Source organism: Streptomyces sp. CHD11 (assembly GCF_018638295.1).
Lineage (GTDB): Bacteria > Actinomycetota > Actinomycetes > Streptomycetales > Streptomycetaceae > Streptomyces.
Genome location: NZ_JABTTS010000027.1, coordinates 1 through 26092 on the forward strand (window position 1 = coordinate 1; position 26092 = coordinate 26092).

Here is a 26092-nt window from a genome sequence, read left to right on the forward strand (position 1 = left end):
GTTTCGGTGGTCATAGCGTAGGGGAAACGCCCGGTTACATTCCGAACCCGGAAGCTAAGCCTTACAGCGCCGATGGTACTGCAGGGGGGACCCTGTGGGAGAGTAGGACGCCGCCGAACTCCTATTAGAGCTCTGGCTCTTGGGCATACAGCCCGAGAGCCGGAGCTTTTTTGCGTTGGGGTAAGGTCGGGGGGCACCGTCGACAACATTCCACAGGAGGATCCCGGGTGGAGGTCCAGGAGACGCGGGTGCAGACAGACCGCGTCCTCACCATCCCGAACATGCTCAGCATGGCGCGGCTCGTAGGCGTACCCGTGTTCCTGTGGCTGATCCTCAGGCCGGAGTTCGGCGGCCCGAAGAGCGACGGGTGGGCGCTGCTGGTGCTCGCCTTCAGCGGAGTCAGCGACTACCTGGACGGCAAGCTCGCGCGGCGGTGGAACCAGGTCAGCAGCCTGGGCCGGCTGCTCGATCCGGCCGCCGACCGTCTCTACATCCTCTCGACCCTCGTCGGCCTCACCTGGCGCGAGATCCTGCCGCTCTGGCTGACCGCCGTACTGCTGGCCCGTGAGCTGGTGCTGCTGGTGATGGTGGGCATCCTCAGGCGGCACGGCTATCCACCCCCGCAGGTGAACTTCCTGGGGAAGGCCGCCACCTTCAACCTGATGTACGCGTTCCCACTGCTCCTGCTCAGTGACGGAACTGGCTGGATCTCGTCACTCGCTGCTATTTTCGGCTGGGCGTTCGCGGGATGGGGTACAACCCTGTATTGGTGGGCAGGAGTGCTTTACGTGGTCCAAGTCCGCCGTCTGGTTCGTGCGGACGCTGTGGCCGATAGAGCCCGCTGATTCGTACGCGCATCGTGGCGCGACGGCCCGCACCGAAAGTGCCGGCCGACCTGGCGGGTGAAATCGGCAGACCGTCGTCTCTTCGAGGAGGACGCTTCCGACATGAAGGCCGTCGTGATGGCCGGAGGCGAAGGCACCCGCCTTCGCCCCATGACCTCAAGCATGCCCAAGCCGCTCCTGCCGGTGGCCAACCGGCCGATCATGGAGCACGTTCTGCGGCTGCTCAAAAGGCATGGGCTCAACGAAACTGTTGTGACTGTCCAGTTCCTTGCGTCGCTCGTCAAGAACTATTTCGGTGACGGCGAGGAGCTCGGAATGGAGCTCACCTATGCCAACGAGGAGAAGCCCCTCGGTACCGCCGGAAGCGTCAAGAACGCGGAGGAGGCGCTGAAGGACGACGCCTTTCTCGTCATCTCCGGCGACGCCCTCACCGACTTCGATCTCACCGAGCTGATCAATTTCCACAAGGAAAAGGGCGCTCTGGTCACGGTCTGTCTGACCCGCGTGCCCAATCCGCTGGAATTCGGCATCACCATCGTGGACGAGGAAGGCAAGGTCGAGCGCTTCCTCGAGAAGCCGACCTGGGGGCAGGTCTTCTCCGACACGGTGAACACCGGTATCTACGTCATGGAGCCGGAGGTCTTCGACTACGTCGAGGCCGACGTGCCCGTCGACTGGTCCGGTGATGTCTTCCCGCAGCTGATGAAGGAAGGCAAGCCCGTCTACGGCTACATCGCCGAGGGATACTGGGAAGACGTCGGCACGCACGAGAGCTACGTGAAGGCGCAGGCCGACGTCCTGGAGGGCAAGGTCGACGTCGACATCGACGGCTTCGAGATCTCCCCCGGGGTCTGGGTCGCCGAGGGCGCCGAGGTGCACCCCGACGCCGACCTGCGCGGCCCCCTCTACATCGGCGACTACGCCAAGGTCGAGTCCGGTGCGGAGATCCGCGAGCACACCGTCGTCGGGTCCAACGTCGTGGTGAAGTCCGGCGCCTTCCTGCACAAGGCCGTCGTGCACGACAACGTGTACGTCGGACCGCACAGCAACCTGCGGGGCTGTGTCGTCGGCAAGAACACCGACATCATGCGGGCCGCGCGGATCGAGGACGGCGCCGTCATCGGAGACGAATGCCTGATCGGTGAGGAATCGATCGTCCAGGGCAATGTGCGGGTCTACCCGTTCAAGACCATCGAGGCCGGTGCCTTCGTCAACACCTCGGTCATCTGGGAGTCCAGGGGCCAGGCCCATCTCTTCGGGGCCCGCGGAGTGTCCGGGATCCTGAACGTCGAGATCACTCCGGAACTCGCGGTACGGCTGGCCGGCGCCTACGCGACGACGCTCAAGAAGGGCTCGACCGTCACCACGGCCCGCGACCACTCCCGGGGTGCCCGCGCTCTGAAGCGCGCGGTCATCTCCGCGCTGCAGGCCAGCGCCATCGACGTACGGGACCTGGAGAACGTACCGCTGCCCGTGGCGCGGCAGCAGACCGCGCGGGGAAGCGCGGGCGGCATCATGATCCGGACCACGCCCGGGGTGCCGGACTCCGTCGACATCATGTTCTTCGACGGGCAGGGCGCCGACCTCTCGCAGGGCAGCCAGCGCAAGCTCGACCGCGTCTTCGCACGGCAGGAGTACCGGCGTGCCTTCCCCGGAGAGATCGGGGATCTGCACTTCCCGGCGAGCGTCTTCGACTCCTACACGGGGTCGCTGCTGCGCAACGTCGACATCACCGGGATCGCGGAATCCGGCCTCAAGGTGGTCGTGGACGCGTCCAACGGCAGTGCCGGACTGGTGCTGCCGAGCCTGCTCGGCAAGCTGGGTGTCGACTCGCTGACCATCAACCCCGGTCTGGACGAATCCAGGCCGACCGAGACGGCGGACATGCGGCGCTCGGGGCTGGTCCGGCTCGGGGAGATCGTGGCGTCCTCCCGGGCCGCCTTCGGCGTACGGTTCGACCCTGTCGGTGAGCGGCTGTCCCTGGTCGACGAGAAGGGCCGGATCGTCGAGGACGACCGGGCGCTGCTCGTGATGCTCGACCTCATCGCCTCCGAGCGGCGCAGCGGCCGGGTCGCGCTGCCGGTGACCACGACGAGGATCGCCGAACAGGTCGCGGCCTACCACGGAACGCAGGTCGAGTGGACGACCACCTCGCCCGACGACCTCACGCGCGTCGGCCGTGAAGAGGGGACGATCTTCGGCGGCGACGGCAAGGGCGGCTTCATCGTCCCGGAGTTCAGCAGCGTCTACGACGGCACAGCGGCCTTCGTACGGCTCATCGGGCTGGTGGCCCGCACCCAGCTCACGCTCAGCCAGATCGACGCGCGGATCCCGCGGGCGCATGTGCTGAAACGGGATCTGGCGACCCCGTGGGCGGTCAAGGGTCTGGTGATGCGGCGGGTCGTCGAGGCGGCCGGAGACCGCTCCGTGGACACCACGGACGGCGTGCGCGTGGTGGAGACCGACGGCCGCTGGGTGATGGTGCTGCCCGACCCGGCGGAGGCGGTCACCCATCTGTGGGCCGAAGGTCCCGACGACGCCTCGGCGCAGGCCCTCCTCGACGAGTGGTCGGCGGTCGTGGACAGCGCGGGCAGGTAGGAGGGCAGCCGCCCGGTGACGGACCGGGCGGGAGCCCCGCCGACGTGCCGGACGGAGTCCCGACGGACCCGTCCGGCACGTCGGCGGGGCCGTTTCGGAGGTACCGGCCGCGGCGTGCGACGATGTGCGGCATGCCGCAGCAACCCCCCGTTGGGAGCACATCCGCGCGGCCCGCGCGCCCGGACGCCTCCATGTCGCTGATCTCCGACGTCATGGACCACAGCCTCGACGACGGATACGCCGAAGCCGCCGCCCGGAAGCAGTCCGCGGGGGGCGGCGGCATGCCGAAGACCCTCAGGGCGAAACTCGGACTCGCCGGCGGACTCGTCCTGGCCGCGCTGATCGTGACCGTCGGTGCCGCGCAGGCCCGCGTCGAGGCTCCCGTGGTCGCCAAGGAGCGCGAGGAGCTGATCGACCGGATCGATCAGGAGACCGCGGCGGCGGACAGGCTCGAGGACGCCGTCGACGAGCTGCGCGCGGACGTGAGCGCACGGCAGCGTGAAGCGCTGCGGGACAGCGGCGAGGGCGACCGGTCCACGCTGGTGGGGATCCTGTCCGGTGCCACCGCGGTCCACGGTCCCGGCGTGCGCCTGGTGGTGGACGACGCCGAGGACGCCGGCGGGGGCGGCGGCTCGGACGCCCGGGCCGCCTCCGGGTTCTCCGACACCGGGCGGGTGCGGGACCGCGACATGCAGCGCGTGGTCAACGGTCTGTGGGAGTCCGGCGCCGAGGCCGTCTCGATCAACGGACAGCGCCTGACCGCCCTGTCGGCGATCAGGGCCGCGGGAGACGCGATACTGGTCGACAACAGGCCGCTGGTGCCCCCGTACACGGTGCTGGCGGTGGGGGACGGCGGAGCGATGAGCGACCGGTTCCAGAACAGCGCGGACGGGTTGTACCTGCATGCCCTGCAGGAGAACTACGGCATCCGGACGGCCATCTCCACGGAGGACGACGTCCGGCTGCCCGCCGCACCGAGCGTGATCGTACGTACCGCACAACCGATAACCGAGAAGGGCACATCGTGATCGCCGTACTGGGCCTCGTCGTGGGAGTCGTGGCCGGACTGTTGGTCCGGCCCGAGGTTCCGGCGGTCGTCGAGCCTTATCTGCCGATCGCCGTCGTCGCGGCGCTCGACGCCGTGTTCGGAGGTCTCCGGGCCATGCTCGACGGGATCTTCGACGACAAGGTCTTCGTGGTGTCGTTCCTGTCGAACGTCGTCGTCGCCGCGCTGATCGTGTTCCTCGGCGACAAGCTCGGTGTGGGGGCCCAGCTGTCCACCGGGGTCGTGGTCGTCCTCGGCATCCGTATCTTCTCCAACGCTGCGGCGATCCGCCGTCACGTGTTCCGGGCGTGAGGCCGATGAACGAGCAGCAGCACGAGCACGGTCAGGAGCACGAGGCGTCTACGCGCCCGACGGTGTCCCGGCCCAGGACCGCTCCCGCGGACCCGCCCCCGGCCGGTCTGCGCAGGGAACTGCCCGCCGAGGTGCCCGCCGGCGCTCCGGCGGCCGCGGAGGAGGACGCTCCACGGGAGCCCGCCGGGGCCGCGCTGAGCGGGCGGCAACGGCTGGTGAAGGGGCTGTGGCCACCGCGGCTGACCCGGGCGCAGCTCATCGTCGCCCTGTTGCTGTTCGGTCTGGGCTTCGGTCTGGCCGTCCAGGTCGCCTCCCACAGCGACGGCGACAGCGCGCTGCGCGGGGCCCGGCAGGAAGATCTTGTACGCATCCTCGATGAACTCGATGACCGCACAGAACGTCTTGAAGACGAGAGGCGTGGTCTGGAGGAGCAGCGCGACGAGCTGGAGAACAGCTCCGACCAGGCCGAGGAGGCGCGGAAGCAGACGATCGAGAAGGAACGGCAACTCGGCGTCCTGGCGGGCACCGTGGCCGCACAGGGCCCCGGCATCACGATGACCATCGAGGACACGAAGGGGACGGTCGAGGCGAACATGCTGCTGGACGCCATCCAGGAGTTGCGTGCGGCCGGCGCCGAGGCGATTCAGGTCAACGGTGTGCGCGTGGTCGCGGGCACCTATCTGACGGATTCCGGCAACGGCGTCGACGTGGACGGGAACAAGATCACCGCGCCGTACCGTTTCAAGGTCATCGGCAAGTCGCAGGACCTCGAGCCGGCGCTCAACATCCCCGGAGGCGTGGTGCAGACTCTCGAGAAGGAACGGGCCACCGTTACCGTGGAGCGGTCCACCAAGATCGTTGTGGATGCCTTGCGGGCGGCGGAGCGGCCTGACTACGCTCGGTCGTCCTCCCGGTGAACCGGGGGTGCATGGGGGCCGTCCGGCGAGGGCATGAGGTTGCGGGGGGTCGGCGCACCGAATGGGTGGTGCGTGGTGGAAACTGTCTGGCGGAGGCGGACGTTGTGAAGATGTCCGGGTCGGCCAATGTGTTCAGTCAGGGTTCGTCCTGCCCCACGGGCGGGTCTGTTTCGGTCAAGGGGAATCGCCCGTGAAGTTGTTTGGGAAGTTGTTCGGCAAGAGCGCGCGGCGAGGCGACGGCGACAATGCGACCGCCCGCCATCGCGCGCAGCCTGATGCGGAAGGTCGGCGTCCGCTGTTCCGGGACCAGGTGGGCCAGGGCGCGTCGTCCGTTGACCCCGCGCAGCCGGGCGGCATAGTTTTCGGGCAACCGTCGACCTCGGGTACGGGTGGTGGGTACCCCGACCCGTACGCGTCCCAGGCCCCAGGTGGGCAGCCGCGGCAGGAGGATCCGTCCATGTCGGCCCTGGTGTGCACGAGGTGCGGTAACCGCAACGCGGAAAACAGCCGCTTCTGCTCCAACTGCGGTGCGCCGCTGAAGCCCGGAGTGGCTCCCGAGCGCCCCTCCGAGACGACGTCCACGATCTCGATCTCCGGTCTCGAGGCCTACGACGCCGAGGCCACCGGCCAGACGGCGATGCCGACGCTCTCTCCCGAGGCGCAGGCGGCCGTCGACGCGCTGCCGGTGGGGTCCGCGCTTCTGGTCGTGCGCCGCGGGCCGAACTCGGGCAGCCGTTTCCTGCTGGACGGCGACCTGACCACGGCCGGGCGTCACCCGCAGAGTGACATCTTCCTGGACGACGTCACGGTGTCCCGCCGGCACGTGGAGTTCCGCCGGGGCCCGGACGGATCGTTCACGGTGGCCGACGTCGGCAGCCTGAACGGCACCTACGTCAACCGGGAGCGGATCGACCAGGTCGCCGTGGCCAACGGTGACGAGGTGCAGATCGGCAAGTACCGGCTGGTCTTCTACGCGAGCCAGCGGGGCTACTGACGACCCCGGTCGCGGCCGGAGGCCCCCAGGGAAGGTCCATGCTCCAGACACCGAGCGGCGGTGCCGGCAACGGCGCCGCCGCCGAAGGCACCGGACTCATGAGCATCGGCGCGGTGCTGGGCGTGCTGCGTGAGGAGTTCCCCGAGGTCACCATCTCCAAGATCCGCTTCCTGGAGTCGGAGGGGCTGATCGAACCGCGGCGGACCTCCTCCGGGTACCGCAAGTTCAGCGACGGGGACGTCGAGCGCCTCGGCCGTGTGCTGAGGATGCAGCGGGACCACTACCTGCCGCTCAAGGTGATCCGGGAGCACCTCGCGGCCATGGAGCGCGGTGAGGCCGTCCCGCTGCCGGCGCTGGGCCGTCAGGGTGAGGGTGAGGCCGCTCCCGGGGCCACCGCCGAGGGGTCCGCGCCGGCCCGTATCGGGCGCTGCGAGCTGCTCGCCGCCGCCCGTGTCGGTGAGGCCGAGCTCGCCGAGTGGGAGTCGTACGGCCTGCTCGCCCCGGTGGCGGACGGGCTGTACGACGCCGAGGCGGTGACCCTCGCCGGGCTCATCACCGAGCTGGGGCGGTTCGGGATCGAGCCGCGCCATCTCCGGGCGATGAAGGCCGCCGCCGACCGCGAGGCCTCTCTGGTGGACCAGGTCGTCGCCCCGCTGCGGCGCCACCGGAACCCGCAGACCAGGGCGCACGCGGAGGCCCGCACCAAGGAGCTGGCCTCTCTCACGGTGAAGCTGCACGCGGCACTGGTGCAGTCGGCGCTCGGGGTACGGCTGCCCTGAGCGGGGGGTCGACGGGGCCGGATCGGCCACCTGATCCCTGCCCGACTACCCAAACGTCCCGGGCACGGCCTAGGGTTGCTGTGTGAACGAGCTCGATGTCGTAGGTGTCCGGGTCGAGATGCCCTCCAACCAACCGATCGTGCTGTTGCGTGAAGTGGGCGGCGACCGCTACCTCCCCATCTGGATCGGACCGGGGGAGGCGACGGCCATCGCCTTCGCCCAGCAGGGCATGGCGCCGGCACGGCCGCTGACCCACGACCTGTTCAAGGACGTGCTGGAAGCCGTCGGACAGGAGCTCACGGAAGTGCGCATCACGGATCTCCGCGAGGGCGTCTTCTACGCGGAGCTGGTCTTCGCCAGCGGGGTCGAGGTGAGCGCCCGTCCCTCCGACGCCATAGCGCTGGCCCTGCGCACGGGCACGCCGATCTACGGTAGCGACACGGTGCTCGACGACGCGGGGATCGCCATCCCGGACGAGCAGGAGGACGAGGTGGAGAAGTTCCGCGAGTTCCTCGACCAGATCTCGCCGGAGGACTTCGGAACCAGTAACCAGTGAGGGGGCGAGTGCCGCCGTGCGGGCGGCCCGTCGGGGCCGTCGAAGCGGCCATTCGGCCACCCTTTCCCCGGCATGAGGCACGGTAAACCACTCTTAGGGTGATTATCACTCGGCGTGCCGAGTGTGGCGATCGTTGACGCACCCTTGGTGACTGCCTACCTTCGAGGAGGCAGGTCAAGGACGGAGGTCGGCGTGAGAAGCAGCGGCGACGGTACGGCTGGGGGTGCCCCCGGACACGGTTTCGGGGCGGGCGGGCCGTATCCTCCCCAGAGCTCCCGGCTCCGCCCGGGCGGGGGATACCCCCTGCACGGCGGGGCGATCGATCACGCCTCGCAGCGGCCGGCGGCCGTACCGGGCGGCGGAGGGGCGGCCATGGCGTCCGAGGAGGTCGGATACCGGGGGCCGACGGCCTGCGCCGCGGCCGGCATCACCTACCGGCAGCTCGACTACTGGGCTCGCACGGGACTGGTCGAGCCGAGTGTGCGACCGGCCCACGGATCGGGGACGCAGCGGCTGTACAGCTTCCGCGACGTCGTCGTCCTGAAGATCGTCAAGCGGTTCCTGGACACCGGTGTGTCCCTGCAGAACATCCGTACCGCTGTACAGCATCTGCGTGAGCGCGGATTCTGTGACCTGGAGCGCATCACGCTGATGAGCGACGGCGCCACCGTCTACGAGTGCACCTCGCCCGACGAGGTGCACGCCCTGCTCCAAGGCGGCCAGGGTGTCTTCGGTATCGCGGTGGGCGTGGTGTGGCGGGACGTCGACAGCGCGCTGTCCCAGTTGCACGGGGAGCGCGTCGACACGGGGGAGACCCTGGTCGGTCACAATCCGATGGACGAGCTGGCGCGGCGGCGGAACCGGGCTGTCTGAGGCCCCGTCCGCGACCCGCCCGGCCCTCCGGTGAGGGCATTGTCAGTGGTGTGGGGCAGCATCGGAGTGTGAGATCCGCGCCCACCATCCTGCATCTCGACATGGATGCCTTCTTCGCCTCGGTGGAGCAGGCGTCCAAGCCGAGCCTGCGGGGGAAGGCCGTGGTGGTGGGCGGTCTCGGCCCGCGTGGCGTGGTCGCCACCGCCTCGTACGAGGCCCGGGTGTTCGGCGTCCATTCGGCGATGCCCATGGCGCAGGCCCGGCGGCTCGCGCCGAACGCCGCGTATCTGGTGCCGAGGTTCGCCCTCTACCGGTCGGTCAGCGGTCAGGTGATGGGACTGCTGCGGTCCCTTTCCCCCCTGGTGGAACCGCTCAGTCTGGACGAGGCCTTCGTGGACCTGGAGGCCGGCGGCAACGCCTGGGACGACCGGTCCGCCCGCCTGGCCGGGGCGAAGCTCCGCGCGGACATACGGGCGACCACGACGCTCACCGGATCGGTGGGGCTGGCCGCCTCCAAGATGCTGGCGAAGATCGCGTCGGAGCAGGCGAAGCCGGACGGACTGGTCCTGATCGAGCCGGGCACCGAGCGGGCGCTGCTCGGACCGCTCCCCGTCCGGACCCTGCCCGGCGTGGGGCCCGCGACCGGTGATCATCTGCGCCGGGCCGGGATCCACACGGTCGAGGAGCTCGCCGGGGCGGGGGAGGACGAGCTGGTACGGCTGCTGGGCAAGGCCCATGGGCACGCGCTCTTCGCGATGGCGCTGGCGCGGGACGAGCGGCCCGTGGTCTCCGAGCGGGAGACCAAGTCGGTCTCGGTGGAGGACACGTACGACGTGGACATCCACGACCGGGTGCGGGTCGCCACGGAGGTGCGGCGGCTCGCCGAGCGGTGTGTGCGCAGACTGCGCGAGGCGGGGCTGTCCGGACGGACCATCGTGCTCAAGGTGCGCCGGTACGACTTCTCCACCCTCACCCGGTCCGAGACCCTGCGCGGACCCACGGACGATCCAGGGGTGGTGCGGGAGGCCGCCGCGAGGCTGCTGGACTCGGTCGACACCACCGGCGGTGTGCGGCTGCTCGGGGTGGGGGTCAGCGGACTGGCCGACTACACGCAGGAGGACCTGTTCGCGCAGGCGGCGGGCGTCGAGGAGGAGCCGGTCCCCGCGGAGGAGCCCGGGGCCCCGTCCGCGGCCGGAAGCCGGACGCCCCCCGAGCGGCACTGGCCCGCGGGACACGACGTACGGCACACCGCGCACGGCCACGGCTGGGTGCAGGGCAGCGGTCTGGGCCGGGTCACCGTGCGCTTCGAGACCCCCGGCTCCGCGCCGGGCCGGGTGCGGACCTTCCGCACCGACGACCCCGCCCTGGAGCCGGCCGATCCGCTGCCGCTGGTGTCACGAGGACCGGGGGAGGGCGAGGCGGCGGAGGCCGGCGGGGGTCCGGTGGCGGAGAGCCGGTGAGCGGGGTGGATCAGACCTGCTTGTCCCTGCCCGCGAGCTTGCCGAAGTCACGGTCATCGAGGGCCGGAGGTGCGGCGATGTCCAGGCCGTAGTGGTGGTAGAGCTGGAGTTCCTGCTCGGGGGAGAGATGGCGGCCCACGCCGAAGTCGGGTGCGTCCCTGATCAGGGTCCGTTCGAACGGCACGTGCAGGGCGCCGTCGATCAGTTCGCTGGGCTCCAGGGGGACGAAGGCGTCCCTGCTGAACAGGCCGGTGCGTATCGCCGCCCACTCCGGTACGCCGGTGGCGTCGTCGAGGTAGATCTCGTCGATCGTGCCGATCCGGGTTCCGTTGCGGTCGAACGCCTTGCGGCCGATCAGGTGGCGCGGATCGATGTCGGTCTGCACGGGCCCTCCACTGGTCGCACACTCATCCGTAAGCACTACAAAACGGCACAATCGGCGGTGCGGCCACTCGAAAACCCGGTGGTGTGCTCGCTGGTACGCTGGCAAACGGCTGCTGACCCCGTGCGGGAGAGTCCTCCAGGCACCATCGGAGGCGCCGAAGGAGCAAATCCTCCCCGGAATCTCTCAGGCACACGTACCGCACGGACGAGGTCACTCTGGAAAGCAGGGCGGGTGTCGACGGCTTCCGCTCTCACCGACGGTGAAAACCGGACCGCCCCGGGCGTTCCGGTGAAGCTCTCAGGTTGAGATGACAGAGGGGGAGGCCGTCCGGGCACCTGTGCCGTGGTGCCCCTCGAAGGTCGTCGGACCAGGAGGCCTCCTCAATGACCGCCCCTCGCACTCCGCTCTCCGAACTCGAACGGGGAATCCCCTTCGAACAGCGTCACATCGGCCCCGACCACGAGGCCCGGGCCAAGATGCTCGCCCAGGTCGGTTACGGCTCGCTCGACGAGCTGACGGCCGCCGCCGTACCGGACGTCATCAAGAACGCCGAAGCGCTGGATCTGCCGGATGCGCGGAGCGAGGCCGAGGTGCTGGCCGAGCTGCGTGCGCTGGCCGACCGCAACGAGGTGCTCGGCTCCATGATCGGGCTCGGCTACTACGGCACCTTCACCCCGCCCGTCATCCTGCGCAACGTGATGGAGAACCCCGCCTGGTACACGGCGTACACGCCGTACCAGCCGGAGATCTCCCAGGGCCGGCTCGAGGCGCTGCTGAACTTCCAGACCGTGGTCGCCGAGCTCACCGGCCTGCCGACCTCCGGTGCCTCCCTGCTCGACGAGGGCACCGCCGCCGCCGAGGCGATGGCGCTGTCGCGGCGCATGGGCAAGAACAAGAAGGGTCTCTTCCTGGTCGACGCGGACGCCCTGCCGCAGACGATCGCGGTGATCGAGACACGCGCCGAGCCCACCGGCGTCGAGGTCGTCGTCGCCGACCTGAGCGACGGCATCCCCGCCGCACTCGCCGAGCGCGAGATCAACGGAGTGCTGATCCAGTACCCGGGCGCCTCCGGTGCCGTACGCGACATCAAGCCCGTCGTCGACCAGGCGCACGCGCTCGGCGCGCTCGTCACCGTCGCCGCCGACCTGCTCGCCCTCACTCTGCTGAAGTCGCCCGGTGAGCTGGGCGCGGACATCGCGGTCGGCACCACCCAGCGCTTCGGCGTGCCGATGGGCTTCGGCGGACCGCACGCCGGTTACATGGCCGTGCAGGAGAAGATGGCGCGCAGCCTGCCCGGACGGCTCGTCGGTGTCTCGGTCGACGCGGACGGACACAAGGCCTACCGCCTCGCCCTGCAGACACGTGAGCAGCACATCCGCCGCGAGAAGGCCACCAGCAACATCTGCACCGCGCAGGTGCTGCTCGCCGTCATGGCCGGCATGTACGCCGTCTACCACGGTCCCGAGGGTCTGAGGACCATCGCCCGGCGCACCCACCGGTACGCCGGCGTCCTCGCCGAGGGACTGCGGGCGGGCGGGGTCGAGATCGTGCACGGTTCCTACTTCGACACGCTGACCGTGCGCGTCGCCGGGCGCGCCGCCGAGGTCGTCGCCGCCGCCCGTGACAACGGCGTCAACCTGCGTCTGGCCGACGCCGACCACGTCTCGATCGCCTGCGACGAGACCACCACGCGGGCACAGCTGACCGCCGTCTGGACCGCCTTCGGCGTCGAGGGGGACATCGAGGCGCTGGACGCGGCTGCGCCGGACACACTGCCGGACGCCCTGCTGCGCGACGACGAGTACCTGACGCACCCCGTCTTCAGGCAGCACCGCTCCGAGACCGCGATGCTGCGCTACCTGCGCCGGCTCGCCGACCGCGACTACGCGCTGGACCGCGGGATGATCCCGCTGGGCTCCTGCACGATGAAGCTCAACGCGACCGCCGAGATGGAACCGGTCACCTGGCCCGAGTTCGGTCAGCTGCACCCCTTCGTGCCCGCCGGGCAGGCACAGGGCTATCTCACGCTCATCCGCGAGCTGGAGGAGCGTCTCGCCGAGGTCACCGGCTACGACAAGGTGTCCCTCCAGCCCAACGCCGGTTCCCAGGGCGAGCTGGCCGGGCTGCTCGCCGTACGCGGCTACCACCGGGCCAATGGCGATGAACAGCGCACCATCTGCCTCATCCCGTCCTCCGCGCACGGCACCAACGCGGCGAGCGCCGTCATGGCCGGCATGAAGGTCGTCGTCGTCAGGACGTCCGACGACGGCGAGGTCGACGTCGACGACCTGCGGGCCAGGATCGCGCAGTACCGCGAGCAGCTGGCGGTGCTGATGATCACGTACCCGTCGACGCACGGGGTGTTCGAGGAGCACGTGGCCGACATCTGTGCCGAGGTGCACGAGGCCGGCGGCCAGGTCTACGTCGACGGCGCCAACCTCAACGCCCTGGTGGGGCTGGCCAAGCCCGGTCACTTCGGCGGCGACGTCTCGCACCTGAACCTGCACAAGACCTTCTGCATCCCGCACGGCGGCGGCGGTCCCGGCGTCGGCCCGGTCGGCGTGCGGGCACACCTCGCGCCCTACCTGCCGAACCACCCGCTCCAGCCCGAGGCCGGGCCGGAGACGGGCGTGGGGCCCGTCTCGGCGGCGCCGTGGGGCTCGGCGGGCATCCTGCCCATCTCCTGGGCGTACGTCCGGCTCATGGGCGGCGAGGGCCTCAAGAGGGCCACGCAGGTGGCCGTGCTCAGCGCCAACTACATCGCCAAGCGCCTCGAACCCCACTACCCGGTGCTCTACACCGGTCCCGGCGGGCTGGTCGCGCACGAGTGCATCATCGATCTGCGCCCGCTGACCAAGGCGACCGGCGTCAGCGTGGACGATGTGGCCAAGCGGCTGATCGACTACGGCTTCCACGCGCCGACGATGTCCTTCCCGGTGGCCGGCACGCTGATGATCGAGCCCACCGAGTCCGAGGACCTGGCCGAACTCGACCGGTTCTGCGAGACGATGATCGCGATCCGCGCGGAGATCGAGAGGGTCGGCTCCGGTGAGTGGCCCGCGGACGACAACCCGCTGCGCAACGCCCCGCACACCGCCGCCGCCCTCGGCGGGGAGTGGGACCACGCGTACACCCGCGAGGAGGCCGTCTTCCCGGCCGGAGTGAGCGCCGCCGACAAGTACTGGCCGCCGGTGCGCCGCATCGACCAGGCCTACGGCGACCGGAACCTGGTCTGTTCCTGCCCGCCGCTGGACGCGTACGAGGACTGACACCACGGCGAAGGGCCCGTTCCGGCGTGCGGAGCGGGCCCTTCGCCATGCCCCGCCGCTACGCCGGGTACGCGTGCGTCTGTGTCGCCTTGACCGCGGCCCAGACCGGCGCGCCCGGATGGAGGTCGAGTTCGGCGGCCGCGACCGTGGTGAGGTCGGCGGTCAGGGAGAGCTCACCGGTGAGCTCCGCGCGGATCTGGTCCCCGTGGGTCTCCAGTCCGGCGACCGCGCAGCGCCACAGGTTGCGGGCGCTGGAGCCGGTGGGCCGGTCCCGGTACAGGGTCACCGCACCGGGCGGGAACGCCACGAAGGCGGGCCCGGAGAGGCGGTCGGTGGTGCTGACGGCGGGCCCCGCGTCGAGCCGGACGGTGTGGCCCTCGGCCTGCCCGCGGTAGAGGTTGAGGCCGACCAGCTGGGCGATGTACCCGGTGCGCGGGTGCCGGGCGATGTCGGACGGTGTGCCCTTCTGCACGGTCCGGCCGTGCTCCACGACCACCAGACGGTCGGCGAGCACCATGGCGTCCAGCGGATCGTGGGTGACCAGGACGGCGACGGCCTCGAAGTCGGCCAGATGGCGGCGGAGCCGGGCGCGCACCTCGAGCCGGGTGCGGGCGTCCAGGGCGGCGAGCGGTTCGTCCAGCAGCAGCAGCCGCGGGTGGGTGGCCAGGGCGCGGGCGAGCGCCACGCGCTGGGCCTGGCCACCGGACAGGTGCCGGGGCCTGGCACCGGCGTGCTCGGCCAGGCCCATCCGCTCCAGCCACTCGGCGGCCCGGGCGCGGGCCTCCGCCTTGCCGGCGCCCCGGCAGCGCGGTCCGAAGGCCACGTTGTCGAGGGCGGTCAGGTGCGGGAAGAGCAGGTAGTCCTGGAAGACGACGCCCACCGGACGCGACTGGGGCGGCGTACGGTGCAGCTCCGCGCCGTCCAGCCGCAGATGGCCGCGGGTGAGGGGCGCGAGGCCGGCGAGGGTGCGCAGGGCGGTGGTCTTGCCCGCGCCGTTCGGGCCCAGCAGGGCGACGACCTCACCGGGCCCGGCGGTCAGCGCGATGTCCAGGCGGAACGAGCCGCGGTCCACCACGAGGTGCGCGTCCAGCCCTTCGGCGGCGGGTCGGGCCGGGGCGGATGCGGCGGGTGTGGTGCCGGCGGGGCCGGCCGTCCCCTCGGGCTTCTTCCTGCCAGGCTTCTTCGGCATGATCGTCAGACGGTCCTCATCCAGCGGTCCCGCAGCCCGGCCAGTACGGCGATGGACACCGCCAGCAGCATCAGGCTGAGGGTGATCGCGGCGGCCGGGTCGTTCTGCAGGGCGAGGTAGACGGCGAGCGGCATGGTCTGCGTGCGGCCGGGAAAATTGCCGGCGAAGGTGATGGTCGCGCCGAACTCCCCGAGGGCCCGCGCCCAGGCCAGTACGGCACCGGCCGCGACGCCCGGAGCGATCAGCGGCAGGGTCACGCGCCGGAACGCCGTGAAACGGGAGGCGCCCAGGGTCGCGGCCGCCTCCTCGTAGCGCGGGTCGGCGGCCCGCAGGGTGCCCTCGACGCTGATCACGAGGAACGGCATCGCCACGAACGTCTCGGCGAGGACGACGCCCGCGGTGGTGAACGGCAGGGTGATGCCGAACCACGCGTCCAGCCACTGCCCGACGACTCCGTTGCGGCCCAGCGCCAGCAGCAGCGCGACACCGCCGACCACGGGAGGCAGGACCAGTGGCAGCGTCACCAGCGCCCGGACCAGACTCCGGCCCGGGAAATCGGTACGGGCCAGCAGCCAGGCCAGCGGAACGCCGAGGACCAGGCTGAGCGCGGTCGCCATGGTGGCGCACAGCAGCGACAGACGCAGCGCCTCCCACACCCCGGGGCCGGACAGCTGTGCGGGCAGGCTGCGCCAGGGGGCACGCAGCAGCAGGGCGAGGAGGGGAATCAGGAGGAAGGCCAGGCCCAGCAGGGCGGGCAGCAGAAGGGCGAGCGGGACACCTCGGCCGGGCGGGCGGGGGTGTGCCTTCCGGGGAGATCTCCGGCCGGTGGTCACGGCTGCAGGAATCCCGCGCCGCCCAGCACCGTCCGGCCCTCGGAAGACCGGACCAGGTCCACGAACGCCCTCGCCGCCGACGGGTTCGGGGCGTTCTTCAGCGGAGCGATCGGGTAGTCGTTGACGGCCTCGGCGGACTCGGGGAATTCCACGCCCTCCACCTTGTCACCGGCCGCGCGCACATCCGTGCGGTACACGACGGCCGCGTCGGCCTCCTCGAGTTCGACCTTCGTCAGGGCGCTCTTGACGTCCTGCTCGTAGGAAGCGGGTGTCAGTTCGACGCCGCCGGCCGCCAGCGCGGTCCGTGCGGCGTCGCCGCAGGGAACCGTCCTGTCGCACAGCACGACCTTCAGGCCGGACGCGGTCAGGTCCTTCAGAGAGCCGATCCCCAGTGGGTTGCCCGGTGCGGTGGCGATCTGCAGCCGGTTGCGGACGAAGGTGCCCGGCCGGCCCGCCGTGCGGCCCGCGTCCGTGACGGTCCGCATCGTGGCCGTCCCGGCCGCCGCGAAGACGTCGGCGGGGGCGCCGTTGTTGATCCCGGCCGCCAGGGCGTCGCTTCCGCCGAAACTGAAGGCGACCTCGGTCCCCGGGTGTTTCCTCTCGAACCGGTCACCCAGCTCCGTGAAGGTCTCCTTCAGGGAGGCGGCGGCGAAGACGGTGACCGGGCCGGTGACGCCTTCCGCCTCCGCTCCCGGGGAGGGCTGCGCGCAGCCGCTCAGCGCCAGTACGGCAACGGCTCCGACGGCGGTCCGGCGGGGCGCGCGGGTCCGTCGTACGGAACGGATCATGTCGGAGGCTCCCTCGGCGGGTCGGGGACGCGCACGCAGAGCTCGTCCACTCCGTCGATGATACCGACGCATCTGCCAGGGGAAAATACGTTCCACCCTCGCGTGAGCGAGGTGCAGGGTGAGAAGGGTGCGCAGATGCGCTGCCCTGTTCCTGTATAGATCAAAAGCGGTCGATATGGACGTTTGTCGACTTCACTCGCGCGACGGCCTCCACGCCGACCTCCAGCCCCAGTTCCTCGACGGCCTCGCGGGTGAGCAGGGAGACGAGGCGGTGCGGGCCCGCCTGGATCTCGACCTGGGCCGCGACGTCGCCGAGCTTGATCGCCGTGACGATGCCGGGAAAGGCGTTGCGGGCGGAGGTGTACGGGGTGTCCTCCCCGGTGGTGCCCGCCCTGGCGAGCTCGACGGAGAACGCGGCGAGATCCCGGCCGTCGATGAGCCGCCGTCCGCCGTCGTCGCGGTGGGTGGCGACACGTCCCGCGTCCGCCCAGCGGCGGGCGGTGTCCGGGCTCACTCCGAGCAGCCTGGCTGCCTGGCCGATCGTGTAGGACTGCATGCCGGTCACGATAGGACGCGGGCCGGGGCCGCCGCGGGCAGGGACCTCCGCGGTCCGCTCCCGGACCCGTGGCCTCCGGCGAACGGACGCCCGTGGGGATACGCGGGCGGGACGGGCTCCGGCCGGGAGGAGGAGCCGGTCACGCTTCTCCGAAGGGCCGGCCACGCTGCGTGACGCACACCGGACACGCGTCGGGGCCGGTGCGCGGGAGGTCCTGCGTTCCGGCCCCTGTACTGCCCCGGCGGCCCATACCGCCCGGTCGTGTTCAGGCGGTGGTCAGGCTGGCGCCCGGCGGGCGCTGCGGGGCGATGACCCTGCCGTCGGGCAGGAGCTCGCCGGTGTCCTCGAAGAGGACGACACCGTTGCACAGCAGGCTCCAGCCCTGCTCCGGGTGGTGCGCCACGAGCCGGGCGGATTCCCGGTCGGCGGAGTCGGCTGAGCGGCACGGTGGCTGGTGCTGGCACATGGGTGGGATCTCTCGCTCTGTGGTGACCGTTGAGTCGGCTGTCGATGCGGTTCCGTGGCGTGAAGCCTCGTTCATGACCGTCCCCCGTCGTGATACGTCGGTCGAAACCAGTGTTGCCCCACGGACGAGGATCCGCAGGGATTTCGCGGCACCGTTCCTCACTGGGTGAGGACGCGTCACCCGCGCGGACGGTTCATCCCAACTGCACTGTCACTTCGGGTGGTTCACCGTGGCCTGATGGAGCTAGTCCGCCGTGCGTGCCTCGCCGCCCGGTCACGGGCGGCGAGGCACGCACGGCGGGGGACGGCGGGGTCTCAGGCGGGCGAGCCGAGCAGGCGGGTCGGAGCGACCCGATGGGTCAGGACGGGGAGCAGGTCGGTGACCCGGTGCGCGCGGTGGGCGGCGATGCCGGGCGGTGCCGGCGCGAGCGGGACGAGCAGGTCGGTGGCGGCCGGGTGGCCGGCGGCACCGTCCGCGGCCGTGTCGCCGTGCAGCCAGAGCGCCAGCATGTAGAGGCCGGGCACGGACAGCAGCCGGGGCTGGTACGGCTGTGCCATGGCCTCGGCCTGACGCAGTGCCAGCTCGGTGGAGGCGATGTACGGGCCCTCGAAGAAGCGGGAGAACGTCCAGCCGTCGGCGGTGAGCACGGAGTCCGCGGCGGCCACCGCACGGTCACCGGTGCGGATCAGGAAGCGCCAGCCGGCCAGCCGGGTCGCGGTCTCGCCGTCGGCGGTGACCCGGTCCAGAACGTGCACGGGGAGGGGGAGTTCGGGTGAGGTGGGTCCCTGGGTGCCGAGCAGCGAGGGAGTTCGCGCCTCCCGGACCGCGGTCGGTGACGAGAGCGCGGTCAGGACGGAACGCAGGGCGGGCGCGGGAGCCGGGGGTACATGCAGCGGCATGGTGGGTCGCCTCTCATTGGAAGGCACGGTGGCGCGAGGGCGGGGCGTGGCGGGGCGGACGGCGCTGTCAGCTCGCGAAGGTCAGAGAGGCCGGGGGCCGGGGTCTGGGCGCGAGAGGCGGGGCGAGGACTGCCGCACGCCACCTCTCGGCTGGATCGCTCGACCGTGGGCGCCAACCTTCTGCCTTGTGGGCGCAGTTTATACGACGCGTGTTCGGACTATGTTTCGTCTAGCCGCTTTCGGTCCGGCGGACAAGGGTCCTTCTGGCCGGTGAAATGCGAATATGATCCCGGTTTCCGAGTGAGCTCACGTCGGTGACCTCGGAACATGTCCGTGGTGCGGTCGGCGCATTCTCGTCGGCGCTTTTCACGAGTTCGCATCCGGTGCCCGTCACGCCTCCTGCGCCATGCCCCGTGAATGTGCCACCGGTCACTATCGACCAGAGTAGCGGGCGAAGGGTTCGTCCGGGGCGTTATCGATCGCATCCGCGGGGCATCCTCCCTTGTGGACCGGGACCCCGGCGGCCGATCTTCGGTCCGCCCATCCGAGGAGGGACGCTTCGATGGGGGAGAAGGTCGTGGCAGGCCAGTTCGACCTGTCCGATCGCCAGCGCTACCGCGAGAAGCTCCGCAGCTGCCTGACGGGGCTGGAGCGACTGCTGGCGGAGAAGCGGTTCGACCGCCCCAGGAACCTCATGGGGCTGGAGATCGAATTGAATCTCACGGGTGCCGACGGCATGCCGAAAATGTTGAATGCGCAAGTCCTCGAAAGGATCGCCAGCCGGGACTTCCAGACAGAACTCGCCATGTTCAATCTGGAAGTGAACATCGCTCCCCATCGACTGGGCGGGCGGGTATTCGACCGGCTCGACGAGGAACTGCGCACCTCTCTCGCCTATGCCGACCGGAAAGCCGGCGAGGTGGACGCGGGGATCGTGATGATCGGCATCCTGCCGACGCTGGACCGGGACGACCTGGTCTCCTCGAACCTTTCCGACGTCGACCGTTACGCATTGCTCAACGACCAGATCGTGGCAGCACGCGGTGAGGACTTCACCCTCGACATCGACGGCGTGGAACGCCTCAGCTGCACCTCGAAGTCGATCGCGCCCGAGGCCGCCTGCACCTCGGTGCAACTGCACCTCCAGGTCACCCCGGAGCGGTTCGCCGGGGTGTGGAACGCGGCACAGGCCGTCGCCGCCGCGCAGATCGCCGTCGGCGCCAACTCGCCGTTCCTGTTCGGCCGCGAACTGTGGCGCGAGTCCCGGCCCCCGCTGTTCCAGCAGTCCACCGACACCCGCCCGCCCGAGCTCCAGGCGCAGGGAGTGCGGCCGCGCACCTGGTTCGGGGAGCGCTGGGTCACCTCGGCGTTCGACCTCTTCGAGGAGAACCTGCGCTACTACCCGGCCCTGCTGCCCATCTGTGACGAGGAGGACCCGCTCGAGGTGCTGGACCGCGGCGGTGTCCCCTCGCTCGCCGAACTCGTTCTGCACAACGGCACGGTCTACCGCTGGAACCGCCCCGTCTACGGCATCGCCGACGGCGTCCCGCACCTGCGGGTGGAGAACCGCGTGCTGCCCGCCGGGCCCACCATCACCGATGTGATCGCCAACGCGGCCTTCTACTACGGAGTCGTCCGGGCCCTCGCCGAGGACAGCCGTCCGGTGTGGAGCCGGCTGCCGTTCGAGGCCGCCGCCGCCAACTTCGACGCCGCCTGCCGGTACGGCATCGACGCCCGCCTGACCTGGCCGCGCCGGGGCCGTCTGGGAGGTCTGGGCGAGGTGGACGCGGTCACTCTCGTACGGGACGAACTGCTGCCGCTCGCCGAGGCCGGGCTCGACGCGATCGGCCGGGTGCTCCGGCTCGACGACACCGCAACGGGCTAACTCCACCAGCTTGCCGCGCCGCGCCCCCGGGCCCAGCGCCGGANCTCGACGCGTGGGGCGTCGAGCCCGCCGACCGGGATCTGTACCTCGGTGTGATCGAGGAGCGGTGCCGGCGCCGGGTGAACGGCGCGAGCTGGCAGTCCGCGACCTTCCACCGGGCCCTCGACCTGGGCATGGGCCGCGATGCGGCCCTGGCCGCCACCACCCGCCGCTACCGGGAGCTGATGCAGCACGGGGCCCCCGTGCACACCTGGCCGGTGGGCCTGCCGGAGCCGGTGCCCACGGGCTGACCCACGCGGCGGCCCCCCGGCCGGGCCCACAGCCCCTGCCCTCATACTGATCGGACCGATCGGCGATGGGGAGGCAGGAGTGCAGGCGGAGGCGGGTCAGGGGGCCGATTCCCTTCCTGAGCGGAGGCTGTCGCAAAGGACGCTCCGGGACGAGACACTGCTGGTGCTGGCGCTCTCCCTCGGGGCGAGCGCGGTGTCGGCGCTGATCAGCTTCGTCGGCTCGGTCACCCGGCCGGGCGGACTGAAGGACCAGGCGGCCACCCTCAACGCCTCGGCCGCGCCGGGACGCCCCTGGCTGGATCTGGCCTGGCAGCTCTTCGGGATCACCACGGCGCTCGTCCCCGTGGCCCTGGTCGCGCACTTCCTGCTGCGTGAAGGCGTCGGACTGCGCGTCCTCGGCTTCGACCGCACCCGTCCGTGGTTCGATCTCGGCCGCGGGGCGGCCGTCGCGGCGGTCATCGGCAGCAGCGGTATCGCGTTCTACCTGGCCGTCCGCGGGCTCGGCTTCAACCTCACCGTGGTGCCTGAGGCGCTGCCCGAGGTGTGGTGGAAGTACCCCGTGCTGATCCTCTCGGCGCTGCAGAACTCGATCGTCGAAGAGGTCATCGTCCTCGCCTATCTGCTGCGCCGGATGAACCAGCTGGGATGGTCCCCGGGCGCCGCGATGGCGGGCAGTTCGCTGTTGCGCGGTTCGTACCACCTGTACCAGGGCATCGGCGGCTTCATCGGGAACATGGTCATGGGCGTGGTGTTCGTGTACCTCTACCGGCGCTGGGGACGCGTCGGGCCGCTGGTGGTCGCGCACACGCTGCTCGACATCGGGGCGTTCGTGGGATACGCGCTGCTGGCCGGGAAAGTGGACTGGCTGCCGACGGCGTGAGACGGCAGGGGAGGGGGCGTACGGTGCGGCCGTACGCCTCCTCTGGCGTGGTGGGGGACCGGGCCGGGGCTCAGACCAGCAGGTCGCCCTCGATGACGGTCACCGCCCGTCCGCTCAGCAGCGTGCGGGCGCCGCGCACCTCGGTGCGGACGCGGCCGGAACGCGGTGAGGCCTGCAGGCCGGTCAGGACGGGGCGGCCGAGACGCTGGGACCAGTAAGGGGCCAGCGCGGTGTGCGCGCTGCCGGTGACCGGGTCCTCGTCGATGCCGACGTTCGGGAAGAAGCAGCGGGAGACGAAGTCGTAGCCGAGGGCGGGGTTCTCGGCGCGGGCGGTCGCGATGACGCCGCGCTCGGAGAAGGCGGTGAGGGCCGGGAGATCGGGCCGCAGGGCGTGCACGGTCCGTTCGTCGTCGACCTCGACCAGCAGGTCCCCGACGCTCGGACCGGTGTCGAACGCCGTCAGCGCCCGGGCGCCGAGCGCTTCCGCGACGCCCTCGGGGACGTCGACCGCGGTGAGCGGTGCGGTGGGGAAGTCGAGTGTGACGGCGCCGTCGTCGCCGGGAGTGGCGGTGAGGACACCGCTGCGGGTGGCGAACCGCACCGGGCCCTTGTGCGCGCCGGAGGTGTGCAGAACATGCGCGGTGGCCAGGGTGGCGTGGCCGCACATCGAGACCTCGGTGACCGGGGTGAACCAGCGCAGCGCCCAGTCGGCCTCCCCGCCCTCGGGCAGCGGGTGGGCGAAGGCGGTCTCGGCGTGGTTGACCTCCATGGCGATGTTCTGCAGCCGGTCATCGTCCGGGAAGGCGTAGGCGTCCAGGAGCAGCACCCCGGCGGGGTTCCCGGCGAAGGGCCGGTCGGTGAAGGCGTCGACGATTCGTATCCGCATGCCGAAACCGTACGGGCTGCGGGAAGCCGCGGGCCAAGCCCGCCGTCCGGTCACCGCCCCGGTCGGGCCGATCACCGCGTGCCGGCCCGGTCTCCGGGAAGGTCCGGTCTCCGGGAAGGTCCGGACGCCGACGGGGACCGACGCACCGGGCCGGACCGGCCGGGGACGTACGCGGACCGGCGCGCGGCCCCCGGCGCGGAACGCCCTGATCTCCTTCGCAAGGAGGAGATCGCGGCCCCCGGCGTCCGCTTCCCGTGGGACGCCAAGATGCTTCCCGACGGGGATGTCCCGCGGCCGCGGGACTGATGAGGTAGGGGATGTGCGACCCCGTATCCCCCGGCAGCAGGCCCGTGAGCCGCAGAAGCAGCAGGGCATCCACCGTTCGGACGGTGATGCCGGGCTCAGCGCCGAGCTGGCGGGAGCGGTCGCCGGTGCCCGCCGTCGGGTGGTCCGGGACGGCGATCGCCAGATCGACACCGCCCATCTGCTGCACTCGCTGCTGGAATCCGACTGCGAGGTGAGGGCCGTCCTCGGCGAGGGGCCGCGGATCGCGCGTTTGCTCGGCTACCTCGTCCAGCGGAGCATCGGTTACGGACTGCGCTGGCAGGGCTCGGTCGAGGACTCCGGGGGTCTTCCCGTGGTGACGGCGGCCGCCGGTTTCTCGCCGCTGGCCGCGGGCTGTATGGAGTACGCCCATGAGCGCGCCGCCCGGAACGGCTCGGGTCCCGCCCGCGGTACGGACCTGCTCGCGGCGATCGTCGCGGACCCGCAGGCACGCGCCGTCGAGGTGCTCCGGCGCGCCGGGATCGATCCGGGCGAGCTGCTCACCCGGCTGGAGTCGCCGTCCAGTCGGTGAGACAGGTGCCATAGGGGGTGACGCTCCTGTCCACGCCTGTCATCATGTGCCGGTGCCTACCTCTGTCAGTACCCGGAGCCACCAGGGAAGGGGCGTCGGGCTCAGTCTCGCGCTGCTGTCCGCCGTGGCCTTCGGGGGATCCGGTGTGGCGGCCAAGCCGCTGATCGAGGCGGGCCTCGACCCGCTCCACGTCGTCTGGCTCCGGGTGGCGGGCGCCGCGCTCGTCATGCTGCCGCTGGCCGTGCGTCACCGGGGGCTGGTCCGCCGCCGGCCGGGGCTGCTCGCCGGGTTCGGTCTGTTCGCCGTGGCCGGCGTCCAGGCCTGCTACTTCGCCGCGATCTCCCGCATCCCCGTCGGGGTGGCCCTGCTGGTCGAGTATCTGGCGCCCGCGCTCGTGCTCGGCTGGGTGCGGTTCGTGCAGCGGCGGCCGGTGACCCGCGCCGCCGCGGTCGGCGTGGTCCTGGCGGTGGGCGGGCTCGCCTGCGTGGTGGAGGTGTGGTCGGGCCTCGGCTTCGACGTCCTCGGACTGCTGCTGGCGCTCGGCGCCGCCTGCTGCCAGGTCGGCTACTTCGTCCTGTCCGACCAGGGCAGCGACGGTGCGGAAGCACCCGACCCGCTCGGCGTGATCGCCTACGGGCTGCTGATCGGCACCGCCGTCCTGACCGTCGTCTCCCGTCCCTGGTCGATGGAGTGGTCCGTGCTCACCGGCAGCGCGGAGATGGACGGCACCCCGGTCGCCGCCCTCGTCCTGCTGGGCTGGATCGTCCTGGTCGCCACCGTCGCCGCGTACATCACCGGGGTCGTGTCGGTGCGCCGGCTCTCGCCGCAGGTCGCCGGTGTCGTGGCCTGTCTGGAGGCGGTCATCGCCACCGTCCTCGCCTGGGTCCTGCTCGGCGAGTATCTGTCGGCGCCGCAGATCGTGGGAGGCGCGGTCGTGCTCACGGGCGCCTTCATCGCCCAGTCGTCGGCTCCGGCGAGGAATTCCGGGAAACCGGTGGCCGCGGGGGGATCCGAACGGGAGTTGTCCACACCGGGAACCACCGCATAAGGTGCTGATCATGCATGCGCGCGCTCTCGTTCTTCCGCCTCCGGCCGCCTGAGGCGGGCCCTCCGGTACACCCGCCCGGCCGGTCGCCGGGCGGAACGGTGCTGCCCGCAGACGAAGTCCGCGGATCCCGCCGCCCCGGCCACGGCCAGGGCTGACCGGGATCCCTTCCCGAACTTCCGCACCCACGCCGATGTGCGGGGTGCGCGCATCTGCGGAGAGAACACGTGTCGAACGCCTTCTCAGGCCTGCCCGTCGGGCGGGGCCTCCTCTATCTGATCGTCGCCGGTGCCGCCTGGGGCACCGCGGGCGCGGCCGCGTCGCTGGTCTACCGGACCAGCGACATGGGGCCCGTCTCGCTGTCCTTCTGGCGCTGTGCGCTGGGGCTCGTGCTGCTGCTCGCCGCCCGGTCGCTGTCGCGGCGCGCGCGGAGCACCACCCATGAGCCCCTGGGCCGGCGGGTGCTGCGGGCCGCGGCCACCGGTGTCGGGCTCGCGGTCTTCCAGACCGCCTATTTCGCGGCCGTCTCCGCCACCGGACTCGCCGTGGCCACCGTCGTCACCCTCGGCGCCGGGCCCGTACTCATCGCTCTGGGTGCCCGGCTGACCATGGGCGAGCGGCTGGGGCGCGGCGGACTGGCCGCCGTCGTGGGCGCGCTCGCCGGACTGGTGGTGCTCGTCCTCGGCGGTGGAGAGACCACCGTGGAACCCTGGGGCGTCCTGCTCGCCCTGCTGTCCGCGGCCGGCTACTCGACGATGACCCTGCTCACCCGCTGGTGGGGCCGCGACGGGGTGGTGGACTCCTCCGGTACGACCGTGAGGGCGTTCGCGGTCACCAGCCTGGTGCTGCTGCCTTTTGCCGCGGCCGAGGGACTGGTGCCGCACACCGACGCGCCCGGTGCGCTGCTCTTCCTCCTGCTGTACGTCGCCTCCGTGCCGACGGCGCTCGCGTACGGGCTCTACTTCGCCGGCGCCGCCGTGGTGCGGTCGGCCACCGTGTCCGTGATCATGCTGCTGGAGCCGGTGAGCGCCGCGGTGCTCGCGGTGACCCTGCTCGGTGAGCGGCTGACGGTGGGCACGATGGCCGGCACCCTGCTGATGCTGGGCTCGGTCGCGGGGCTCGCGGTGGGCGAGGCCCGGGGCGCACGGGCCCGCAAGGGGGAGCCTGCCGCCGTGACCGCGTGACCGCGTGACCGCGTGACCGCGTGACGGCCGGGGGCCCTCCCCGGTGGGAGTGCCCCCGGCCGGGCGGTGCGCCGGGGCCATGCGCTGGACGAGCCGCGGGTTCCGCCGGTTCCGCGGGTCACGGGGCGCCGGTGTCCCGGGTCAGACAGGGTCCCGGCGCAGGACAGCGCGCGGGCCTCCGTGTCAGGTGCGCCGGCCCGTCCGCCGGCCCGTCCGCCGGTGTCGAGGCATCCCGGGAGGCCGTGTTCCGGCGGGTGGCATCCAGCCCGTCCGGCGTTCGAGGAGCCGGGTCCGGGGCGGAG

23 protein-coding genes, 1 rRNA gene, 1 pseudogene and 1 riboswitch are annotated in these 26092 nt (G+C 71.3%); of the genes and pseudogenes, 17 read left to right on the forward strand and 8 right to left on the reverse strand.

The window, feature by feature from the left end:
• Positions 1-2: 2 nt before the first annotated feature.
• The 11 genes from rrf (at position 3) to HTV45_RS23995 (ending at position 10379) form a co-directional block, all read left to right on the forward strand.
• Positions 3-119 (forward strand): 5S ribosomal RNA (rrf, locus tag HTV45_RS23945).
• Between the two features lie 108 nt (positions 120-227).
• Positions 228-845 carry a CDP-alcohol phosphatidyltransferase family protein gene (locus tag HTV45_RS23950; RefSeq protein ID WP_215207930.1) on the forward strand — a complete coding sequence of 206 codons (618 nt, stop codon included), beginning with the start codon at positions 228-230 and terminating at the stop codon, positions 843-845.
• A gap of 102 nt (positions 846-947) precedes the next feature.
• The gene (locus tag HTV45_RS23955; RefSeq protein ID WP_215207931.1) at positions 948-3443 is read left to right on the forward strand and encodes a mannose-1-phosphate guanyltransferase; all 2496 of its coding nucleotides are present in this window, start codon (positions 948-950) and stop codon (positions 3441-3443) included.
• Between the two features lie 191 nt (positions 3444-3634).
• Complete coding sequence (locus HTV45_RS23960; protein ID WP_251692677.1) at positions 3635-4471, forward strand: DUF881 domain-containing protein; 837 nt, start codon at positions 3635-3637, stop codon at positions 4469-4471.
• Complete coding sequence (locus tag HTV45_RS23965) at positions 4468-4800, forward strand: small basic family protein (RefSeq protein WP_003988855.1); 333 nt, start codon at positions 4468-4470, stop codon at positions 4798-4800. Before HTV45_RS23960 ends, HTV45_RS23965 begins: the two co-directional genes overlap by 4 nt.
• 5 nt (positions 4801-4805) lie before the next feature.
• Complete coding sequence (locus tag HTV45_RS23970; RefSeq protein WP_251692664.1) at positions 4806-5717, forward strand: DUF881 domain-containing protein; 912 nt, start codon at positions 4806-4808, stop codon at positions 5715-5717.
• Between the two features lie 61 nt (positions 5718-5778).
• Positions 5779-6711, forward strand: a complete 933-nt coding sequence (locus HTV45_RS23975) for an FHA domain-containing protein (protein ID WP_215207933.1) — start codon at positions 5779-5781, stop codon at positions 6709-6711.
• A 38-nt stretch (positions 6712-6749) separates the two neighbouring features.
• A complete protein-coding gene (locus tag HTV45_RS23980; RefSeq protein WP_215207934.1) occupies positions 6750-7490 on the forward strand; it encodes a MerR family transcriptional regulator in 741 nt (246 codons plus the stop codon).
• An 82-nt stretch (positions 7491-7572) separates the two neighbouring features.
• The gene (locus tag HTV45_RS23985; protein WP_004934251.1) at positions 7573-8046 is read left to right on the forward strand and encodes a bifunctional nuclease family protein; all 474 of its coding nucleotides are present in this window, start codon (positions 7573-7575) and stop codon (positions 8044-8046) included.
• A 192-nt stretch (positions 8047-8238) separates the two neighbouring features.
• A complete protein-coding gene (locus HTV45_RS23990) occupies positions 8239-8919 on the forward strand; it encodes a MerR family transcriptional regulator (RefSeq protein ID WP_215207935.1) in 681 nt (226 codons plus the stop codon).
• Positions 8920-8987: 68 nt separating this feature from the next.
• Positions 8988-10379: a DNA polymerase IV gene (locus tag HTV45_RS23995; protein WP_215207936.1), complete on the forward strand. Its 1392-nt coding sequence runs from the start codon at positions 8988-8990 to the stop codon at positions 10377-10379.
• Between the two features lie 10 nt (positions 10380-10389).
• On the opposite strand, the gene HTV45_RS24000 is transcribed toward HTV45_RS23995, so the two are convergent.
• The gene (locus tag HTV45_RS24000) at positions 10390-10764 is read right to left on the reverse strand and encodes a PRC-barrel domain-containing protein (protein ID WP_215207937.1); all 375 of its coding nucleotides are present in this window, start codon (positions 10762-10764) and stop codon (positions 10390-10392) included.
• Positions 10765-10877: 113 nt separating this feature from the next.
• Positions 10878-10973, forward strand: a riboswitch (glycine riboswitch).
• A 174-nt stretch (positions 10974-11147) separates the two neighbouring features.
• Here HTV45_RS24000 and gcvP point away from each other — a divergent pair.
• Positions 11148-14033 (forward strand): aminomethyl-transferring glycine dehydrogenase, encoded by a 2886-nt coding sequence (gene gcvP, locus HTV45_RS24005; RefSeq protein WP_215207938.1) that lies wholly within the window; start codon positions 11148-11150, stop codon positions 14031-14033.
• 58 nt (positions 14034-14091) lie between these two features.
• On the opposite strand, the gene HTV45_RS24010 is transcribed toward gcvP, so the two are convergent.
• The 6 genes from HTV45_RS24010 to HTV45_RS24035 form a co-directional block, all read right to left on the reverse strand.
• A complete protein-coding gene (locus tag HTV45_RS24010) occupies positions 14092-15222 on the reverse strand; it encodes an ABC transporter ATP-binding protein (RefSeq protein WP_251692667.1) in 1131 nt (376 codons plus the stop codon).
• 5 nt (positions 15223-15227) lie between these two features.
• A complete protein-coding gene (modB, locus tag HTV45_RS24015; RefSeq protein WP_215207939.1) occupies positions 15228-16055 on the reverse strand; it encodes a molybdate ABC transporter permease subunit in 828 nt (275 codons plus the stop codon).
• The gene (gene modA / locus HTV45_RS24020) at positions 16052-16843 is read right to left on the reverse strand and encodes a molybdate ABC transporter substrate-binding protein (RefSeq protein ID WP_215207940.1); all 792 of its coding nucleotides are present in this window, start codon (positions 16841-16843) and stop codon (positions 16052-16054) included. Before modA ends, modB begins: the two co-directional genes overlap by 4 nt.
• 160 nt (positions 16844-17003) lie before the next feature.
• Positions 17004-17399, reverse strand: coding sequence for a molybdopterin-binding protein (locus HTV45_RS24025; RefSeq protein ID WP_215207941.1), 396 nt, complete (start codon positions 17397-17399; stop codon positions 17004-17006).
• A 265-nt stretch (positions 17400-17664) separates the two neighbouring features.
• Positions 17665-17865 (reverse strand): DUF5999 family protein, encoded by a 201-nt coding sequence (locus tag HTV45_RS24030; protein WP_215207942.1) that lies wholly within the window; start codon positions 17863-17865, stop codon positions 17665-17667.
• Between the two features lie 314 nt (positions 17866-18179).
• Positions 18180-18764 (reverse strand): hypothetical protein, encoded by a 585-nt coding sequence (locus HTV45_RS24035; RefSeq protein ID WP_215207943.1) that lies wholly within the window; start codon positions 18762-18764, stop codon positions 18180-18182.
• A gap of 562 nt (positions 18765-19326) precedes the next feature.
• Between HTV45_RS24035 and HTV45_RS24040 the strand changes: the two are divergent.
• Positions 19327-20939: pseudogene (locus tag HTV45_RS24040) on the forward strand (glutamate-cysteine ligase family protein).
• A gap of 79 nt (positions 20940-21018) precedes the next feature.
• Positions 21019-21819: a CPBP family intramembrane glutamic endopeptidase gene (locus HTV45_RS24045; RefSeq protein ID WP_215207944.1), complete on the forward strand. Its 801-nt coding sequence runs from the start codon at positions 21019-21021 to the stop codon at positions 21817-21819.
• Between the two features lie 70 nt (positions 21820-21889).
• On the opposite strand, the gene HTV45_RS24050 is transcribed toward HTV45_RS24045, so the two are convergent.
• Positions 21890-22705 carry a PhzF family phenazine biosynthesis protein gene (locus tag HTV45_RS24050; protein WP_215207945.1) on the reverse strand — a complete coding sequence of 272 codons (816 nt, stop codon included), beginning with the start codon at positions 22703-22705 and terminating at the stop codon, positions 21890-21892.
• A gap of 319 nt (positions 22706-23024) precedes the next feature.
• Here HTV45_RS24050 and HTV45_RS24055 point away from each other — a divergent pair, with 319 nt between their 5' ends.
• The 3 genes from HTV45_RS24055 (at position 23025) to HTV45_RS24065 (ending at position 25790) form a co-directional block, all read left to right on the forward strand.
• Complete coding sequence (locus HTV45_RS24055; protein WP_215207946.1) at positions 23025-23561, forward strand: Clp protease N-terminal domain-containing protein; 537 nt, start codon at positions 23025-23027, stop codon at positions 23559-23561.
• A 46-nt stretch (positions 23562-23607) separates the two neighbouring features.
• Entirely contained in the window at positions 23608-24609 is a 1002-nt protein-coding gene (locus tag HTV45_RS24060) for a DMT family transporter (protein ID WP_215207947.1), read from the forward strand.
• A gap of 224 nt (positions 24610-24833) precedes the next feature.
• Complete coding sequence (locus tag HTV45_RS24065; protein ID WP_215207948.1) at positions 24834-25790, forward strand: DMT family transporter; 957 nt, start codon at positions 24834-24836, stop codon at positions 25788-25790.
• The last annotated feature ends 302 nt before the right edge of the window (positions 25791-26092 follow it).